The sequence below is a fragment of the Paenibacillus polymyxa genome, assembly GCF_015710975.1.
GTDB lineage: Bacteria > Bacillota > Bacilli > Paenibacillales > Paenibacillaceae > Paenibacillus > Paenibacillus polymyxa.
On the sequence record NZ_CP049783.1, the window covers coordinates 838,440 to 854,518 of the forward strand.

14 protein-coding genes are annotated in these 16,079 nt (G+C 46.3%); 2 read left to right on the forward strand and 12 right to left on the reverse strand.

From position 1 onward, the window contains the following. Nucleotides 1-8 precede the first annotated feature (8 nt). The 5 genes from G7035_RS03835 to G7035_RS27225 are packed head-to-tail and all read right to left on the reverse strand — an operon-like array spanning nucleotide 9 to nucleotide 6,481. Nucleotides 9-2,618, reverse strand: a complete 2,610-nt coding sequence (locus G7035_RS03835) for a polynucleotide kinase-phosphatase (RefSeq protein ID WP_019686245.1) — start codon at nucleotides 2,616-2,618, stop codon at nucleotides 9-11. After that, complete coding sequence (locus G7035_RS03840) at nucleotides 2,615-4,054, reverse strand: 3' terminal RNA ribose 2'-O-methyltransferase Hen1 (protein ID WP_019686244.1); 1,440 nt, start codon at nucleotides 4,052-4,054, stop codon at nucleotides 2,615-2,617. The genes G7035_RS03835 and G7035_RS03840 overlap by 4 nt, the downstream gene beginning before the upstream one ends. Before the next feature lie 21 nt (nucleotides 4,055-4,075). Beyond that, nucleotides 4,076-4,894: a nucleotidyltransferase domain-containing protein gene (locus G7035_RS03845; RefSeq protein ID WP_019686243.1), complete on the reverse strand. Its 819-nt coding sequence runs from the start codon at nucleotides 4,892-4,894 to the stop codon at nucleotides 4,076-4,078. Between the two features lie 19 nt (nucleotides 4,895-4,913). After that, nucleotides 4,914-5,573, reverse strand: a complete 660-nt coding sequence (locus tag G7035_RS27220) for a hypothetical protein (protein WP_230877399.1) — start codon at nucleotides 5,571-5,573, stop codon at nucleotides 4,914-4,916. Beyond that, the gene (locus G7035_RS27225) at nucleotides 5,570-6,481 is read right to left on the reverse strand and encodes a hypothetical protein (RefSeq protein WP_230877400.1); all 912 of its coding nucleotides are present in this window, start codon (nucleotides 6,479-6,481) and stop codon (nucleotides 5,570-5,572) included. The genes G7035_RS27220 and G7035_RS27225 overlap by 4 nt, the downstream gene beginning before the upstream one ends. A gap of 198 nt (nucleotides 6,482-6,679) precedes the next feature. On the opposite strand from G7035_RS27225, the gene G7035_RS03855 reads away from it, so the two are divergent. Next, nucleotides 6,680-8,005, forward strand: coding sequence for a helix-turn-helix transcriptional regulator (locus G7035_RS03855; protein ID WP_019686241.1), 1,326 nt, complete (start codon nucleotides 6,680-6,682; stop codon nucleotides 8,003-8,005). Then, complete coding sequence (locus G7035_RS03860; protein WP_019686240.1) at nucleotides 7,980-8,780, forward strand: WYL domain-containing protein; 801 nt, start codon at nucleotides 7,980-7,982, stop codon at nucleotides 8,778-8,780. Before G7035_RS03855 ends, G7035_RS03860 begins: the two co-directional genes overlap by 26 nt. Before the next feature lie 158 nt (nucleotides 8,781-8,938). On the opposite strand, the gene G7035_RS03865 is transcribed toward G7035_RS03860, so the two are convergent. The 7 genes from G7035_RS03865 to G7035_RS03895 all read right to left on the reverse strand — a co-directional run bounded on the left by G7035_RS03865 (nucleotide 8,939) and on the right by G7035_RS03895 (nucleotide 16,070). Beyond that, on the reverse strand, nucleotides 8,939-9,916 hold the full coding sequence (locus G7035_RS03865; RefSeq protein ID WP_019686239.1) for an aldo/keto reductase: 978 nt from the start codon (nucleotides 9,914-9,916) through the stop codon (nucleotides 8,939-8,941). A gap of 135 nt (nucleotides 9,917-10,051) precedes the next feature. Beyond that, nucleotides 10,052-10,810, reverse strand: coding sequence for a TraX family protein (locus G7035_RS03870; protein ID WP_017426268.1), 759 nt, complete (start codon nucleotides 10,808-10,810; stop codon nucleotides 10,052-10,054). A gap of 46 nt (nucleotides 10,811-10,856) precedes the next feature. Next, nucleotides 10,857-11,636: a LytR/AlgR family response regulator transcription factor gene (locus G7035_RS03875; RefSeq protein WP_017426267.1), complete on the reverse strand. Its 780-nt coding sequence runs from the start codon at nucleotides 11,634-11,636 to the stop codon at nucleotides 10,857-10,859. Continuing rightward, nucleotides 11,633-12,979: a sensor histidine kinase gene (locus G7035_RS03880; RefSeq protein WP_230877825.1), complete on the reverse strand. Its 1,347-nt coding sequence runs from the start codon at nucleotides 12,977-12,979 to the stop codon at nucleotides 11,633-11,635. Before G7035_RS03880 ends, G7035_RS03875 begins: the two co-directional genes overlap by 4 nt. 120 nt (nucleotides 12,980-13,099) lie before the next feature. Continuing rightward, nucleotides 13,100-13,690: an accessory gene regulator AgrB gene (locus G7035_RS03885; protein ID WP_019686238.1), complete on the reverse strand. Its 591-nt coding sequence runs from the start codon at nucleotides 13,688-13,690 to the stop codon at nucleotides 13,100-13,102. A gap of 95 nt (nucleotides 13,691-13,785) precedes the next feature. Then, nucleotides 13,786-15,498 (reverse strand): ABC transporter ATP-binding protein, encoded by a 1,713-nt coding sequence (locus G7035_RS03890; RefSeq protein WP_230877826.1) that lies wholly within the window; start codon nucleotides 15,496-15,498, stop codon nucleotides 13,786-13,788. A 14-nt stretch (nucleotides 15,499-15,512) separates the two neighbouring features. Continuing rightward, nucleotides 15,513-16,070: a DUF5823 family protein gene (locus G7035_RS03895; RefSeq protein ID WP_017426263.1), complete on the reverse strand. Its 558-nt coding sequence runs from the start codon at nucleotides 16,068-16,070 to the stop codon at nucleotides 15,513-15,515. Between the last annotated feature and the right edge of the window lie 9 nt (nucleotides 16,071-16,079).

A 16,079-nucleotide genomic window follows, 5' to 3' on the forward strand; every position in this document is an offset into this window, starting at 1 on the left:
TTCGCAAACTACAATCTCGGATCAATCGGCTCCGATTCCAGAGATAGCGCGGCAAGGACGCATTCATGAATACGATCCACCGTATCCTTGCGGACAAAACGTTCTACGCCCTCCATACCAAGCGCTCCTTCCATCAGGGCATGACGCTCCTTTTTGTTCGTTCGGCGCTGCTTCAGACGCTTTAAATTCTCAGGGACAAGATAATCCATACCGTAAATGATATGCAAATACTTCCGGCCTCTCACCTTGATTGCAGGCTGAATCATCTTGTCCCGATTTTTCATCAAAAAGCGTTCCGGCTTGATCACAATGCCCTCATGACCATCCTCTGTCATCTCGTTCCACCAGCGGATAACCTCTTCCTCGCTTGCTTCGTCCGTGATGACCCGATACTCTGTCTCCATAAACAGCGAGGACAGTCCTGCTAGCTCCCGGTTGTGCTCCATATGCCAAAGATGAGATTGGTCAAAAAACGTCCGGCCGCTGTGGGCCAGTGTATGAAACGGTGCAATACGAATTTCATCCAGCCCGTCTACATCCCAGCAATATTTTTGAAAAGCTTCTTGGAACGTTACGGCATTGCCATATTTCCGTTCCATTTCCTCCAGCCAGTCTCCAACCTCCCGGCCTGCAGCCTTCGCTTGCTTCAGCTTGTCTACCAGCTTACTGCGATCCAGCAGAGCTGCTTCACCCACATGCGCATACTGTGCGGCAATCAGTTCCCGAGCCTTGAGATTCCACGGTACTATTTCCGCATCCAGCAACACGAAATCCGTCTGATTCCGCTCAAAATACCCGGCAGTCTGTAGATCGACATTCAGCTTTTCCAGGACCTGCTTCGCAAGGCCTGGTTCAAAGAAAGGGCGGCCGCTGCGGCTGTAGATCGTGCCTAATGTCGGGTATCCTACATATTCGACAGCTGCCTGTTCGTTTTTGAATAATAGCAAAATCGCCCGGCTACCCATATGCTTTTTCTCCGCTACCATCGTCTGTACGCCTTGACCACGATAATAAGCCAGCGCCTCACGCGGATGCTCCAGATATCCTTCTTCTGCGGAAACCGTGGGAGCAGGACTCATAGTTGGTGGAATGTACACCAGTTCCTCCATCGGTACTGTCACATGTGACACGGTATCTATAGCGGATTTGACCCATTCTCCTTGTACGCGCACTTCGCCATACGATTCCGTCAGTACACTGTAACCAGCGATGAGCTTACGTAAATTCGGCGGGGAAAACCGTTTTTTCTGCCACCTGACAAGTGGGCTATCGGGGTCATTCGCATAATTCTCATGAGCCGGTACGCTGACAAATTCCTTTTCCGGATAACGATAAGCGGTCAGCATGCCGCCAAATACCACACCCTGATCAATATTCACCGTCTGGTTCACAATCGTAGGCTGCGGTCTCGGATCATGTCCCCATACTACTATTTCTCCCGATTCATGGTCTACGAACCAATCTTTGCGGATTGGTTTTCCGTCTGCATCCTGACCATCCGTATCTCCATAACGACAGTAATCAGAAATACGTGCCGACTGTTTGCCAATAAAATGATCCTTAATCCCCGCATGAGTCACAACCAGGTGTCGCAACCCATTTCTGCCGAAAATAAGATGAGAGGGCGCATGTAGCAGAAAATCCCTCAGCTCGCCTCTAAGCTGTTCCGCTGCTGCCTTACCCGCTTGTTGTTCATATTGAACCAGTTCCTCTGCAAATCGTTCATCTCCATGATTGAGAGTTACTTTTCTTCCATCAAGGTAACGACCGATTTTCCAGCCATGATTGCTGTCAATCATGTAGGCGAGTCCAGCATCCACGTGCTTTTTCCAGAACTGCACCGCTAATAACGATTCTGGGCCACGGCTCATCACATCTCCGACGGATACCAGTCTTCTGCCTTCTGGATGATGATATAGTCCTTCCGTATCTTCCATATATCCGAGCCGCTCTAGCACTTCCAGCATCTCCCGGTAGCACCCGTGGATGTCACCAATGATATCAATGCCTGCACCTATATCATGAAACAGCGGCTGAGCACGGCGGGCGAAGTTAAGCTTTTCTACATCCTTGAGGACATAACAAGCGTTAAAACCTTCTTCCCGGATACCGCGCAGGTTCCGCTTTAACAGCTGTGCCTGCTGCTTGACCCGTTGGCGACCACGCGGATGCGCCCTACCTGCATCACGTTCCAGCAGCACAGATTCGGGCACATCCAGCACCAAGGCCATCACTGGTACATGCGCTTTGGCTGCCAGCTGTACATATTTCTGGCGATCCTCAGCATACAGATGGGTGGCATCCACAACCGTCAGCTTATTCAGACGACAGCGCATAGCCAGAATGGTATCCATCGCTTCAAACGCCTTGGCTGACATCTGCTGGTACTCATAAAACAGCACGTCCGATTCCAGCCTTGGAAGTCCGCTCCAGTCTATAAATTCCGTATCTCCGACCAGCTGGCGAAAATGATCTGAGGATACCACTTCCGTTTTCAATAGAATCCCTTCGCTCACCAGCCTGTCCAGTAAAGTGGTTTTGCCACTATTCGAGGCCCCTACCAACACAACCAGTCCAGCATGCGGTAGATTAATCGTTCGTTCGGATGAAATGCTCATGAATTCTTCGGCTCCTTTCTGCGCGTAAATACAGCCATTTGGGTCGGTTGTCCAAAGCCTTCGACCTCTTCTCCGATCCCTTCCAGCGCTAATGAATAAGGAGCTTCCTCAATCCAATGCTCGCATCGTTCACGAAACTCGCTTCTGCTCCATTCAAAACGGTGATCGCCATGCCGCAGCTCTTGCTGATCCATACGATACACCTCATTATATTCTCGATTGGGAGTCGTCACGATCAGCACACCCGGCTGATATTCTGTCACAATCGTATCCATCACCCGGTTCAGACGATGCTTATCCACATGCTCAATGACTTCACACAGGATCATCACATCTTTTCCCCGCAGTTGTTCATCATAATAAAAGAGAGAGCCCATCATAGGTGTAGGGCGAATTGCATCGGCATGCCTTTCCAGCTTGGCAAAACGCTCCACAGCCCTCACCTGTGCATATGCAGACGGCTCCACCGCCCAAATCTCTTCAATGCCCTTCATTCGAGCCATCCGAGCCGAAAGCTTCCCTTCCCCTGATCCAAAATCTACGATTTTCTGTCTTCGGGGCAGCTTGCGAATCACATCCATAATGGCTTGATACCGCAGCTCATTTAGCCGCATTACAGGCTGTTGCTTTCCTTCCTCCAGTGACTGATCTTGCTGCTGATCCTGTTCGTGATTACGGTTTTGTTCTTGGACCGCATGTTTTTCAGTCTGTGTAGCAGCAGAATCAGATTGCTCAAATTGCTCAATCAGATTGGTAAAATGAAGCGTGCGTCGAATGATGAGCTCGCGCATCGGATGCTCTTGCAGCCAGCCTTCACCGTAACGTCTCAGCTTGTCAAACTCTTCTTCGCTAATATAGTAGTGCTTATAATTATCCAACACTGGAATCAACAGCAATAACTGACGCAGCGCATATTGCACCGTCTGATGGCCACTTAGCGTGACATATCTGACGGTGCTTCGATTTTTCAGCTGAAAAGAATAATCCGCTTCACCTCGTTCGATGGTCACTTGATAGCCCAGCGGCGCAAATAGTCCCTCCACCACAGCATCCGGCAAATCCGACGCAACAGGCCCAAACGATAACTCCAGCGCAAAAGGATGCGTCACCCACGCTGTATAGTCTTCCTTGGGTTTGCCGTTCAGGGCTGTGCCAAGCGCGCCGCGAATATAGGTACAGAACAAGCTGCTGGTTACAAACTCCCGGTCATTAATATATTGTGTAATGTCATAGCTATCCGGACTGTTTTTGACCAAATCTATTGAATCTGGTGAAGCCTGAATGACGATTTCTGCCTCTTCCTCTGTAAAAGTGGTGTACACCATGCGTACACGTGCACCCTTTTCCGTGCGATCATACGTATTGTAAGGGTTCTTGGCGAGCAAATGCGAAATCATCCCAGCATTGTTTCCGGTTGCTTTTAGCGTGATGTGCATACTCCACTTCTCCTTCCCTGCTTATGTTTTCCATACTTCATTCACCGCAGCGCGGAACATCTCGTCCAATTGCTGATCCCGTCCGCCCTCCATATGCTGAAGCAAAGGCGCCTTCTGTTCAAAATAAGCAATTTGCTGTTCAATAAAGTCATTCACCACCGAAAGCTGCGGCTCCATATCCAGCTCCTCACCCGCTTTTTTACGCTCCAGCAAAAGCTCGATCACCTGATAAAGTTCGGTATCAGCCGGAATGAATTCCTCCAGCAAGTCTACGAATTCCATCGGAGGCATGCTGTTGTATCGTTCAATCCAGCCACAGGCCAGCAGCGGGCGCAGCACGTAAAAATACTTTTTAATCTTCACCTGTTCACCTTGCAAATAATCCCGATAATTTCCCCGCGCCATATTCAGATAATGGTACATACATGACTTCGGAGAGAAGGTTAACGGCGAGATCGCACGAATCTGATCAGCCACTGAATACTGCTCCAGATAGGGAATCGGAGATTGCAGCCATTCCAGCAAAGGCGGATTGGATTTGCGAAATAAATGGAGCGCCTTTTTCAAATCCCAGCCGTTTATATCCAGCATATTGCTGATTGGCCGCTCAATCACATCCCGCTTATCAAAAATAGATAAATACCATTCTATGGGTCTTACATAAATAAATCGAACATCATAGTCACTGTCCTGTGAAGGAAACCCCCATGCCCGACTGCCTGATTCACAGGCGTATACAATGCGCACCTGCTCCTCCTGCTCCAACGCGCGCAGCTCACGCAAAATCGTTTCGCGCATTTCCGGTTGAATGAAACCCTGCCCATGCTTCACATCTGTCATGTTGTTCCCTCCCTTATCATTAAAGTAATTCCCGAATCTGTTCTCTAATCGACTCCTCCGTTTCAGCTACCGATAAGCGGCGAAGACGCTCTGTCGTTTCCTCACCCCACATCTCAGAAGGCCATTCCTTGAGTACATGAAGCGCTGCATGACGATTGGAGGTCACCGGACTCCAGAGTCCGGCAGCAACTAGCTCTTGCCCCATTCCTTCGTAAGAAGACAATAGCTGAAGCAAAATACCCAGACACTGATGCGCTTCATACTCCGGTCCAAAGCCTGGCACATCAGCAGGACCAGAAGCAATCTCTTCCAGAGGCAAGCGCTTGTCTGCAAAAGCCACCAGCTTACGAGCCCGTTGTTCATCCTCTGTCCTGATGAGTTCAAAGTACAGATTAGGCTTGACTGGGTGTTTGCTTAATTGATCAAATAGCACGGGCCATACATCTAGTGCTAACATTCGAGCTGCGCGAATGGCACAGTGAAGATGCGGTGAATCTGCATGATGTAGTTCCTGCTCTACCAGCTTCATCCACTGCGGATCGTCCATCATCTGCTGGCATATCGACGCGTAACGTTTACGTAATTCCGGCGTCCATTCATGCTCATAACGTGCCTCCCATGAATCGTCTTCTTCATCGAGGAAGTCCGCAATATCCATGATGATCGTAAGATGCTTCACAGTCGTACACATAGTCTAGCATGACGAAGGTAGTTGCCTATGACCATAGCGGCATGCTCATAATCGTCTATACTTTCCGCAGGTCCGCCTGCCGCCAGCAAAGCCGACAGTATATCGCCTGCTCCGTCAAACAACTCCCGATCAATGTGCGGTACAGCCATGGCTGTATGCAGCTCGCCTTTATGAGCGCATTCATAAGCAAGGTACTCATACATGACATTATTGCGGAATCCTTCCCGTAATAACCAATCACGTATTTCCTGCCGCGCCGGCTCCAGTCGTTCCACGACGTGAATACGTCCCCAACCATGTACCTGTAAGGCTAAATTATACAACTGCTCATTGGCCTGATCCGAAATATTACGGATAGCTACAGCCGCATATAGCGTGAATTCATCATGCTTGGCTAGTGTTAAAATAAGCTCGTGGTGCTGCTCTGTCTCCAGCAATCCGAGCAGCGCAATACCGACCTTCACCACATTGCGATGTGCTCCGTGTTCGGCCAGCCAACGCGCCTCCTCATACAATCGATCCGGCTGAATTGCTGGATGTTCGCGCACCGCATCTAGCAGCGGATCAATCAGGCTGAGCGCATTTCCCTCCATCAAGCGTACATACGTCTCACGTCTTGTTTTCATCCCTGGCTTGCGGCATTGTCTGGACAACAAGTGTGCTAGCTCCTTAATTTTCTCAGTCTCTCCATCTCCGCCAGCGCCATGATGTCCAAACGCTCCATCTAGCCCTCCTGCCACCCAACGCATCGTATGACCTGCCCAATATTCCTCATCATCCGGCAAATGATCATCCGTAAGCCTGCCCTGAGGGTCCAATCCCTGCTTAATCGTTTCATAAATCGAAAGCTTACCTACCCATGGATATAACACTTCATTTTTGAATCGTCCAAACATGTTGCCTCACCCTTCTGTTATGTATGACTTTTTACTTATCGTGCTACCTTATGTCCCTATAATCCTTTATTTTGGAAGTCATGAACATGGTGAAAGTATTACAAAGATGAATAAATTACCTTTTTCCTGCATCCCTTCCCTGATAGAATAAAGGGATACTTGTTTTCGGAGAACGGCTACAGAAACGGGGAATGCATCATGGCGAGAGAGAGTTTTGATAAAGAAATTCAATTCCTGCGTATGCTCACACTAACAAGCGGCGCTTATAATCGGCAGCAGTTTGCAGACAGACTTGGCATTTCGGTACATACCTTTGATAAAACGATCCGGCGCCTCAAGGAAATCGTCCAATCCGTACAACAGCAGTTGCCTGCGGAACAGGGACATGATTTTAATGAGATGCTGCGCTTTAATTATTACGAATCCACTGATCCGTTATTGTTATTCCTGTTTCGGGCCAAATCGCTCAAGGAATCGGAAAGCGTCCGCTTATCCCTTCTGCTGACAGCGCTGCAATCACAGCCTATGACCACCATGGAACTGCTGGACGCTTGCTGCAATGGGCTGCCTTCCGACAGTGCACTGCCGGATGAAAAAACAATCCGTTCTGATCTGAAATATCTGGTCGAAGTCGGCGTAGTTCGTAAGGAGCCTGGCGGCAGACCCTATCGCTATGCTGTCCGTAATGATCTGGTGACAGAACTGACGGACGAGGAATTACTGGACTTATATGATTTTGTGGACGTTATGGCCAACACTCAGCTCCCCTCTGTGCAGGGATATCTGTTGCGAGATCATCTTAAAAAGGCCATGCGCCGCCAGCTCGGAGATCGGGAGATGGCAGAGCCTTTTTTATATAAATACCATTATTATTCACGCATTCTGGACGAAGCCCATATTCATCCGCTTCTGCATGCCATTCGGCAACGCCGCTGCGTAACCTTTTTATATTTTTCGGCATCCAAACGAAGCATGTACGGGTCACAGAACACAAACCCACGATTTGAAAAAGAGACTGAAGGCCGTGAACATACCATTCTGCCCTTGCAAGTCATCTATGATCATCAATATGGACGTTGGTACGTGCTTGGTCATGTGGGCGGCAAAGGAATCATGAAGTTTCGTATGGAGGGCATGACCCAATTGGTGGAGGGCAAGCCTGTCCCAGAACAGCTTTATGCCGACCTGTTAGCCGTGTTGGAGGAAAAAATGCGGTACAGCTGGCTTGTTGATACGGGTCGTCCCGTGAAGGTAAGGGTACGTTTTTTTAATCCCGAAGGGGCAAAACGCAACTTTATTCGGGAACGTGTGCTGTCACAAGGACAATGGGGTACGATTACGGAGGAAGAAAGTGAATCCTTTATCTACGAAATCACAGTGAATGGAATCACTGAGATTAAACCGTGGATTCGCAGCTTCGGATCAAGCTGTGAGGTATTGGAGCCCCAGCGGCTGCGTAAGGAATTCAGACAGGAATGGAAGGAGCTGCAAGCCTATTATGAGCCTGTTCGAGAAAATATTTAACTATCAGATTGTCTCACGGTTGGATGAATCGGGCGCTTTTGCTACCACCTCGCAGGAAAGAGTCTGGCTTAAGTCCATGCTTGCAGACTCGGCAGCGACAGAGGCTTTTACCCCGTCTACACTTGATAAGCTTCGGCAATTACTTGCAGACGACGAGCCATTGGAGGCCGATGGCAGCCTGCGCGAAAAGGCAGGAGTTCCTGCTGCTTCGGTTTATCATCCGCTCCTGCGTGAATTGCGTTCCATTCTGCGATCCCGTTCAGGCATCTGTATGACCTACAAACTGCGCAACGGACGCCTACATGAGCGAATGTCCGGATTTCCCTATAAGCTGGAGTTTTCCATGGTCAAAAAAGAATGGAGTCTGCTATGGTATAATCGCCGACATCGCGCATTCATGTCTACTAAACTATCCAACATCGTAACCGTTACGGAGGATGAGATTCTTCCTGAAGAAGCCGAGAAGTTTACCCAACGAATACTCGGTATACTGGAGTCGCGCAAAGAACAGGGCATCATTGAAATTATTCCTGTATACAACGGTGAAATGTCTCGTATTTTATATGCTTTTTCCTGTTTTGAAAAAGAGGTCGAATATGTACAGGAAGCTGATACCTATCGTATTACGCTCACCTTCCAGGCAGACGAATGTGAATATGTGCTATCCAAAATCCGTTTCCTTGGCAAACGTGTCAAGGTCGTCCAAGGCTCACGGCTGATCTCACGAATGAAAGAAACAACAGCCAAAGCCCTCGCACGGTACGAAGAGGAATAGCTGCTGCAGAAATTAGGATCTATCCATGTAAAAAGCCCCCCCTCCGTCTGTTAATGAGACGAAAGGAGGGCCTATTAAATACAGTACGTATAAACGAAACGAGGTCATGTACTTACATCCGCACACGTCTGCTGTAACAAGCTAGTCCGTAATGTCAGTTACGGCAAGGCTTGTCCACGTGCACTGACATACAATTGATACCATTCCTCACGGGTCATCAGCTCGCTCTGGCGTTCAGCATCCTGACATGCTTGGATTCGTTCAGGATTGGCGCTGCCAATGACAGGCTGAATCCGTGCCGGATGCTTCATAAGCCAGCCCAGGACGATCGCTTCGCGTGTCGTCCCCTTTTCAGAGGCCAGCTTCTGCACCAGTTCTGCCGTCTTATGGATATGCTCAGGTTTTCCTTCCAGAGAACCTCCGCTAAAACGCCCCTGCGCCAGCGGTCCCCAAGCCTGGAGCTGAATATCCTCAGTTTGGCAATATTCCAGCAAACCTTCGCCAAAATGTACATTCGTCCCCGCCTGCTGGTTCACGTGTACGGTCTGATCTATAAAATGCAGATGTGCCAGGCTCATCTCCAGCTGATTAGCAATCAGCGGCTCCGTTAGGCTGCGCTCCAGAAAACGAATTTGGCTTACATTCATATTGGAAACGCCAAAATGCCGTACTTTGCCGGATGTCTTAAGCTCGCTGAACGCCTTTGCTACTTCTTCCGGCTCTACCAGCGGATCGGGGCGGTGCAGCAGCAGGATGTCTAAATACTCAGTACCCAGACGCTTCAAGATACCATCTACGGACTCCATAATATGATCATATGAGAAATCAAAACGGCCTGGGAGCGTGCCATCCGGCAAAAAAATGCCGCATTTGGACTGAATTACGATTTGTTCACGCAATCCGGGCTGTCCCTTTAAAATCCGACCGAAAATTTCTTCCGCTTTTCCCATACGATAGATATCCGCATGATCAAACATCGTAATCCCGATGGATTGTGCAGCTTCTACAGCTCTCTCCGCTTCAACGACATGCTCCTGTGTATACGGTGCATGGCTCCATTCTCCACCAAAAGGCATGCAGCCAAGTACCAGCCGACTATCGGAGATTCCACGTTTCTGTAAAGGCATAATTTTCATGCTGCTCCTCCTTGAACCCTCAAAGTATTCCTTGCTTCATCAACATTCGAATAGTTCGTCAAACCGCAAAAATCAGACGGAAAACATGTCGTTTCCCGTCTGATTTTATTTTAGTTACTTATTAGACAGCCCTTCTTATATGTAATAATCAATAGCCAACTTCAGCAGATAAAGCGCGAGCAAATGCAGCGGATAAAACAAATAGAAGAAGGTTCGTGGACCTTTTCCCCTCTCTCCGTTATATCGGGATAGCAAAGGGAGTGCAAAAATACAGGCCCCGCCGATCGCAAACGGATAAAGATATTCGTTCATTGTGCTGGCGTTGATGCCCATGATGCTGAGCGAATCGGGAACAGCCCATATAATGATGACTCCGAAAATGAACATAAGCGCAATTATTGCAATAATCCATCCGTTGTAAATCTTCTGTTGTTTGCGAGCCACATAGAAAGCCAGAACCAGGAACACTCCAATCACACTCCAGTCTCCCAAAAGAGAGACTACGCAAAGAGCCGAAATAGCCAAGTATTTAAGCACAGGATTGGTCGTGTTGTCATAGAACCATATTGCCAGTAGGCCCATCAACAACGTTAGCATGATGTTTCCCGAAGTATACCAATCTTTAAATACCAATCCGTAAGGCACCACACTGGCTAGCCCGGTTAGAGCAAGGCGCATTGTATATTTTTTGAAGCTTCTGGTATGGATATATCCTTCGGCTACAAAAAAAGCCATGATAGGCAATGTAATTCTGCCTACCACCTGAAAGCCCAAAAAATCGGCAAAAAATAGCCCTCCAATATGATCAATTAGCATTGCCAATACTGCAATTAATTTTAAACTGGTGGCATCAATGCCTTTCACCTCTGCTTGAACGGATAATCTTTGTTCCATATTCCTCCCCTTTTCTTCCCGAAGAACTATGCCCTCCGTATCTATTCTATTCGTAAACAGGTCTGTTCAGGAGGCTCCGGTCTCCCATCTTATCTAAGAGGTGCTTCAACAATTGGCGGGAAACGGGAATAATGCGCCTTGCTTCTCCGGAATTCTGATTGGTTTGAAAAATGATCTCCTTCTTGCTCTTATCTATAGATTCCACCTTCATCAGGTTTACGATAAATGCCCGATGACACCGGAACAACCTTGGGTCCTTAGCCTCAATATCTTTCAGATCGCCGTAAAACTCAAGAGTTCTGTTTTCGGAAACCAGACGGATTTTGTGGGGAACACCGGTTGTTTCAAAGTAATAAATGCTGGAGAAGGAAATTTGAAATTTCGTAAATTTATTGTCGAGTATAAACCAATCATTGACATCCAACACAGGCTTTCTTTGATGGGCAACAACAAGAACTTCTCTGACCTTTTTTTCCATTTCATCCTGAGTAGCATCCTTGATAATGAAATCAAGAGCTGCTACCTTATATTGGAAGGTAAGCGGAGACAGATGACCGTGGGTAGTTACAAAGACAATATGCCCATACATATCATATTTTCTGATTTCCTGGGCAACTTCCAGTCCCTTCATCTGACAACCAGAGATTTCAATATCAAGGAAATACAAGTTATTCGCACAAGCTTTAGATTCAAAAAGCAGGAGATCCGGCTTACTGGTGGCAATGAGATTGCTGCAGCAGATGCCAAGTTCCTCGCAGCTTTTACGGACCATCTTTTCCATTATGCGCTGCTGGATAAACTGATCTTCCAGAATAAAAATATTCATGATGTCGCTCTCTTTATAATTAATGTTTGCGTGAAAAAATCCGGTTCCTTTTTGGTATCCAAAGTTACATACTTGTTGCTGCGCAGCACCTTTGCTATATTGTACAAGCCAAGACCTCGATTGTCCGCTTTCGTTGAAAAGTTCCGTTTGTAGAGATCATTCACCTTAATCCCGTCAAGTGCAGAATGATTATAAGAGTTTCGTATCGTCACCGTCTGAATATCGTCTTCATGGATCAGCACAATATTTATGGACGGATTGCAGGTCTCTAGTGCCGCATCGATTGCATTGTCCAGGAAACAAGAGATTACTCTGCAAAGGTCTATAATATCCATATACATTTCACTGATACCGCTATCAATTTCCAGTTTTACGTCAACTCCACGCTTCTTTGCCACCAGCACCTTGGATGTAATAATACTCTTGAGCTCACTCACGTCCAGATTAATCAGGTTATCCAGACTATAGGAATATCCGTTCAACTGTGAGGCAGTAGGTTGGATAGAACTCTCATATATCCGCTTGATCATCGCCAAATCCCCAGTTCTGATCCCCTCGTCCAGCATTAACAGGATATTGGTATAGTCATGTCTGAAGCCGCGGATGTCTTCGTACATTTTTTCAATCTCCATAATATAAGCCTCCAGCTGCAGGTATTGTTCCGTCTTGTTCTTCTCTAGCTCACGTTCACGCAGGAAGCGATACAGCCAATTGATCGTCATCAGGAAGATGGAGGTCAAGCCGATCAGCATCAACACAATCTTTAATCTGCTTGGATACGGATTGTTGCTTTCACACTCCGAATAGATAATCAGTCCTAGTCCGATGATCCCCAAGACTAAGATTAAAGAAGCTCCGACGATAAGCTTAATCCGATATATCTTCAAAAGCCTGACCGCCGGAGTAGGAAACAAATAAGACACAAGCTTTCGGAGCGCCAAGTAGATCAGCGGAGGTGAACAAGCGGTTAGGAAGGGCGCCGTCCATTTGTTTTTATATTCATAAGGAACCGCATAGCTGATTACCGTTATGAAATAACCCAGCAGTGTCGTAATGAAGATGGTAAGGATGGCGTAGAAGCCTATGACCCACAAGGATTCATATTTGTCGGTCAACCACCCGTATAATGCCAGTAGCACAAATAGAAATAGGTAAACAATCAGTCCGAAGTTATTCAGAGCTGTTATTCCGATAAAATAATACATGACTAAAAACAGCAGCAGCTTATAATTCATACGGAAAACGCTTAGACCATTGCCGCTGACCATATGATATATTACAAGATAGCTGGTGTATTGCAAAAAATAAATGCCGGATGTAATCATTTTTTGTTCAATTTCCAAACTTTTGGGTTGACTGGTTCATAGAACAACCCGAAACAAATCCCTCCTCCTTCACCTCTTTTACTCATATGCTCCAGTAGCTTAGCCTTGAGTCTCTGAGTATGGTTATTTCTGTATTCTTTAATATTCTTGATATTGTTCATAATTGGCATAACTCCTTCTCATTATGGAATAGAATACTGGTGTGATGACAACTGCTTCAAGAAACAGCCCAAATATTAACCAAGGATAAAAATCTAGTGCGATGGCCATGAAAACAAACACTATACTTAAAAAGATAGCTTGTAATCTGCATGCTCTTCTGAACTTCGGATCTACCAATGGATTGCACTCCGTATCGGCCGGAGCGTATCTGACAATCAGAATGATAGAAAGCAGACAGAGCGTCGCCAAAAAAAAGCGGTTCCATTCTACTTCCTTTAAGAGCCAGGGAACAAACACAAAGGTCAGTAGACTGACCCAGGTGCAATGATGCGACTTGCGAGCATGCCAGCCAAAGGACTTTCGCCGGACCACTGTATAGGAAAGCAGCATCGCAGCCGTTTCGGCTAATACACCGAGCAAACAGGCACTGATCAATACAAGAAGTATTTTTTCTGTGCCAGCCAGTATGTTCTCCAGATAATAAAGCACATAAGCACGCTTCTCCGCTTCCAATTCTTCGTCTTGAAAGTATTTATCAACGATCCACGTTGACAATTGATGATACAACGCCACCGCCCCTCCCTAACTTAATTGTGCGGGAAGCTGGAATTGAACATAATCACGATATTTATCATGCCAACTCATTAATTCGTGATGCGTGCCTACCCCGTTACTTCTCCTTTATCCAAAAAGATTATCTGGTCCGCTTTGTAGATGGTTGACAAACGATGAGCGATAACAATGGTCATTTTATTCTTGGAGAGAAGCTTGATTACATCATGGACGAGCTGCTCTGACTCGCTATCCAGGTTGGCGGTAGCTTCATCAAACAGCAGAATCTCATGGTCTGAAAGCAAGCATCTGGCAATCTGGATTCGCTGCTTCTGTCCCCCCGATAATTTGACTCCCCTTTCTCCAACAAAGGTATCCAAACCATCCGGTAATTGATAAATTACCTCCTTCAAGCCTACTGTATCAAGAGCCGCATAAATCTCATGGTCATCCGCGTCTCTGTTTAGGCCATATACCAGATTGTCTCTCACTGATCCTACCAGTAAGTCACTATCCTGCATAACATAGGATATTTTGCGACGCCATTCTTCTGTCCTAATCTTATCCAAATATACATTATTGTAATAGATTTCTCCATTATATTCTGAGTAAAATTTCTCTATTAAAGAAAATATTGTTGTTTTTCCCGAGCCGGAAGGCCCTACGATCGCTGTAGTGGTACAGCCTCTGAAGGTTAACTCCACGTTGGATAATACCGGTTGGCCCTGGTTGTACGAGAAAGAAACATTGGCAAAATGCAGGATATCCGAATTCTGATCATGACTTTTCATGTCCGGCACACTGCCTAACTTTTCTTGCTTCTCATCTCGCTGGTTATATATGGTATAAATTTCCTTACTTGCTCCCTTGGCCTTTTGATACTGCGAGAAAAAACTGCTGAGCTGGGTCAGAGGCGAAACCATTGTAAACAAATAAAAGATCATGGATACCAGAGTACCTGTAGTGATATGTCCAGCGGCAATGCCGGCGCTTCCATACCAAAACATTCCTACCAAAGCTAGCATGATGATAATTGTGACAATCGGCTCAATGACAGCTGACAATATTCCCTCTTTGATGTTCAAGCGAAAGATACGTCCAAGTATCTCCCGAGTATATTTCATTTCAAGCTTTTCCGACGTCGTCGCTTTAATGAATCTGATGTTATAGAGAATTTTGGATAACTCACCGGAAAAGTCTGCGGCTGCATCCTGTGCCTCAACCGCTACCCTATTCATCCTTCTTCCAATGGGATAGATTAGTAGCGCCGTTATAGGAATCAGAGCAACGAGTACACTCATTAATCTCCAATCCAACACAAATAACATGATGATGCAACCAGTGACCATCAGGACATCAGCCAGAATAGAAGGCAGAGTGATAGCTAGAAAATTACTTACAATAGCAAGGTCGTTCGTCATTCTGCTGATGATTTTGCCGTTCTCGTTGTTATCAAAATAATTAACCGGCAAATGGATAATTTTTTCCCAAATTTTCAGTCGCAGTTCCTGAAAAAACTTGCTCCCCACATATCTGAGGAGCAGAGAAGACACGGCGTTTAAAATCCCTCCGGCCAGAAACAGCGAAATAAGCACAGCTGCGGTCTGGATCGTCAGCTCCATAGCTGAGATCTTATCGACAAGCTTGCCTGTCATGATCGGCAATACTAATGAAAAAGCGGCGGAAATCAGTGTAAATACGATGCTCCAAGCAAGCGCAAGCTTGGGCCATCTCGCAATTTTGATTAACTTCAGCAAGGAATGGGCCGTTTGTTTTTCTTCACCGATCTTTTTATATGCCGTGCTCTCCATATTCAATTCCATTATGGCTTAATCACCTATTTCTCTTTGTGATTTTCGTATTCTAGCAAAAACTTCATTGCCATTGTATAGACACCTGCGGCTATCGCTACCATGACAATATAGGAGAGCGACAGCTTGGTTCCTATCCAGTCCGTTTGGTTGCTTAACTGGAACAGTAAGAAGCACACGGCGCTTCCGGCAAGAAACTCCAAAGAGTAGGAGAATTTCCGCCCTCTCTTCAACCTATCTAGTATAATATCCACTATAATTACAGCGGATGTAAGCATAAAAGAAATTTTATACAGCATAATCTTATCTTCAGCAACAATCTGCTGATCCTCAAAACTTGCAAAGTATCTGGCCAAAATTGTACCGATTACTAGGTATAATACGACAACTAGCACATTTATTCCGACACATTCGGCTGTGCTGTAGGTAATAGTCCCTTCGCTTCGTTGAACCAGGGTCGCTGCCAAGCTTGAAATAAACAGGACCAGAAACCAAATATAAAAATATGCATCCAGTTGAAAAGAGAGAAAATCGGTAATCAGTCCCACCATGACTGTAATAATTTCTTTTAATAAAATGAACATTACCGTCTC

What these genes read in the sequence shown, in the direction of transcription:
- G7035_RS03835 (WP_019686245.1), bottom strand. Translation starts at nt 2,618, where the DNA reads ATGAGCATTTCATCCGAACGAACGATTAATCTACCGCATGCTGGACTG.
- G7035_RS03840 (WP_019686244.1), bottom strand. Translation starts at nt 4,054, where the DNA reads ATGCACATCACGCTAAAAGCAACCGGAAACAATGCTGGGATGATTTCG.
- G7035_RS03845 (WP_019686243.1), bottom strand. Translation starts at nt 4,894, where the DNA reads ATGACAGATGTGAAGCATGGGCAGGGTTTCATTCAACCGGAAATGCGC.
- G7035_RS27225 (WP_230877400.1), bottom strand. Translation starts at nt 6,481, where the DNA reads ATGTTTGGACGATTCAAAAATGAAGTGTTATATCCATGGGTAGGTAAG.
- G7035_RS03855 (WP_019686241.1), top strand. Translation starts at nt 6,680, where the DNA reads ATGGCGAGAGAGAGTTTTGATAAAGAAATTCAATTCCTGCGTATGCTC.
- G7035_RS03860 (WP_019686240.1), top strand. Translation starts at nt 7,980, where the DNA reads ATGAGCCTGTTCGAGAAAATATTTAACTATCAGATTGTCTCACGGTTG.
- G7035_RS03865 (WP_019686239.1), bottom strand. Translation starts at nt 9,916, where the DNA reads ATGAAAATTATGCCTTTACAGAAACGTGGAATCTCCGATAGTCGGCTG.
- G7035_RS03870 (WP_017426268.1), bottom strand. Translation starts at nt 10,810, where the DNA reads ATGGAACAAAGATTATCCGTTCAAGCAGAGGTGAAAGGCATTGATGCC.
- G7035_RS03875 (WP_017426267.1), bottom strand. Translation starts at nt 11,636, where the DNA reads ATGAATATTTTTATTCTGGAAGATCAGTTTATCCAGCAGCGCATAATG.
- G7035_RS03890 (WP_230877826.1), bottom strand. Translation starts at nt 15,498, where the DNA reads ATGGAATTGAATATGGAGAGCACGGCATATAAAAAGATCGGTGAAGAA.
- G7035_RS03895 (WP_017426263.1), bottom strand. Translation starts at nt 16,070, where the DNA reads ATGTTCATTTTATTAAAAGAAATTATTACAGTCATGGTGGGACTGATT.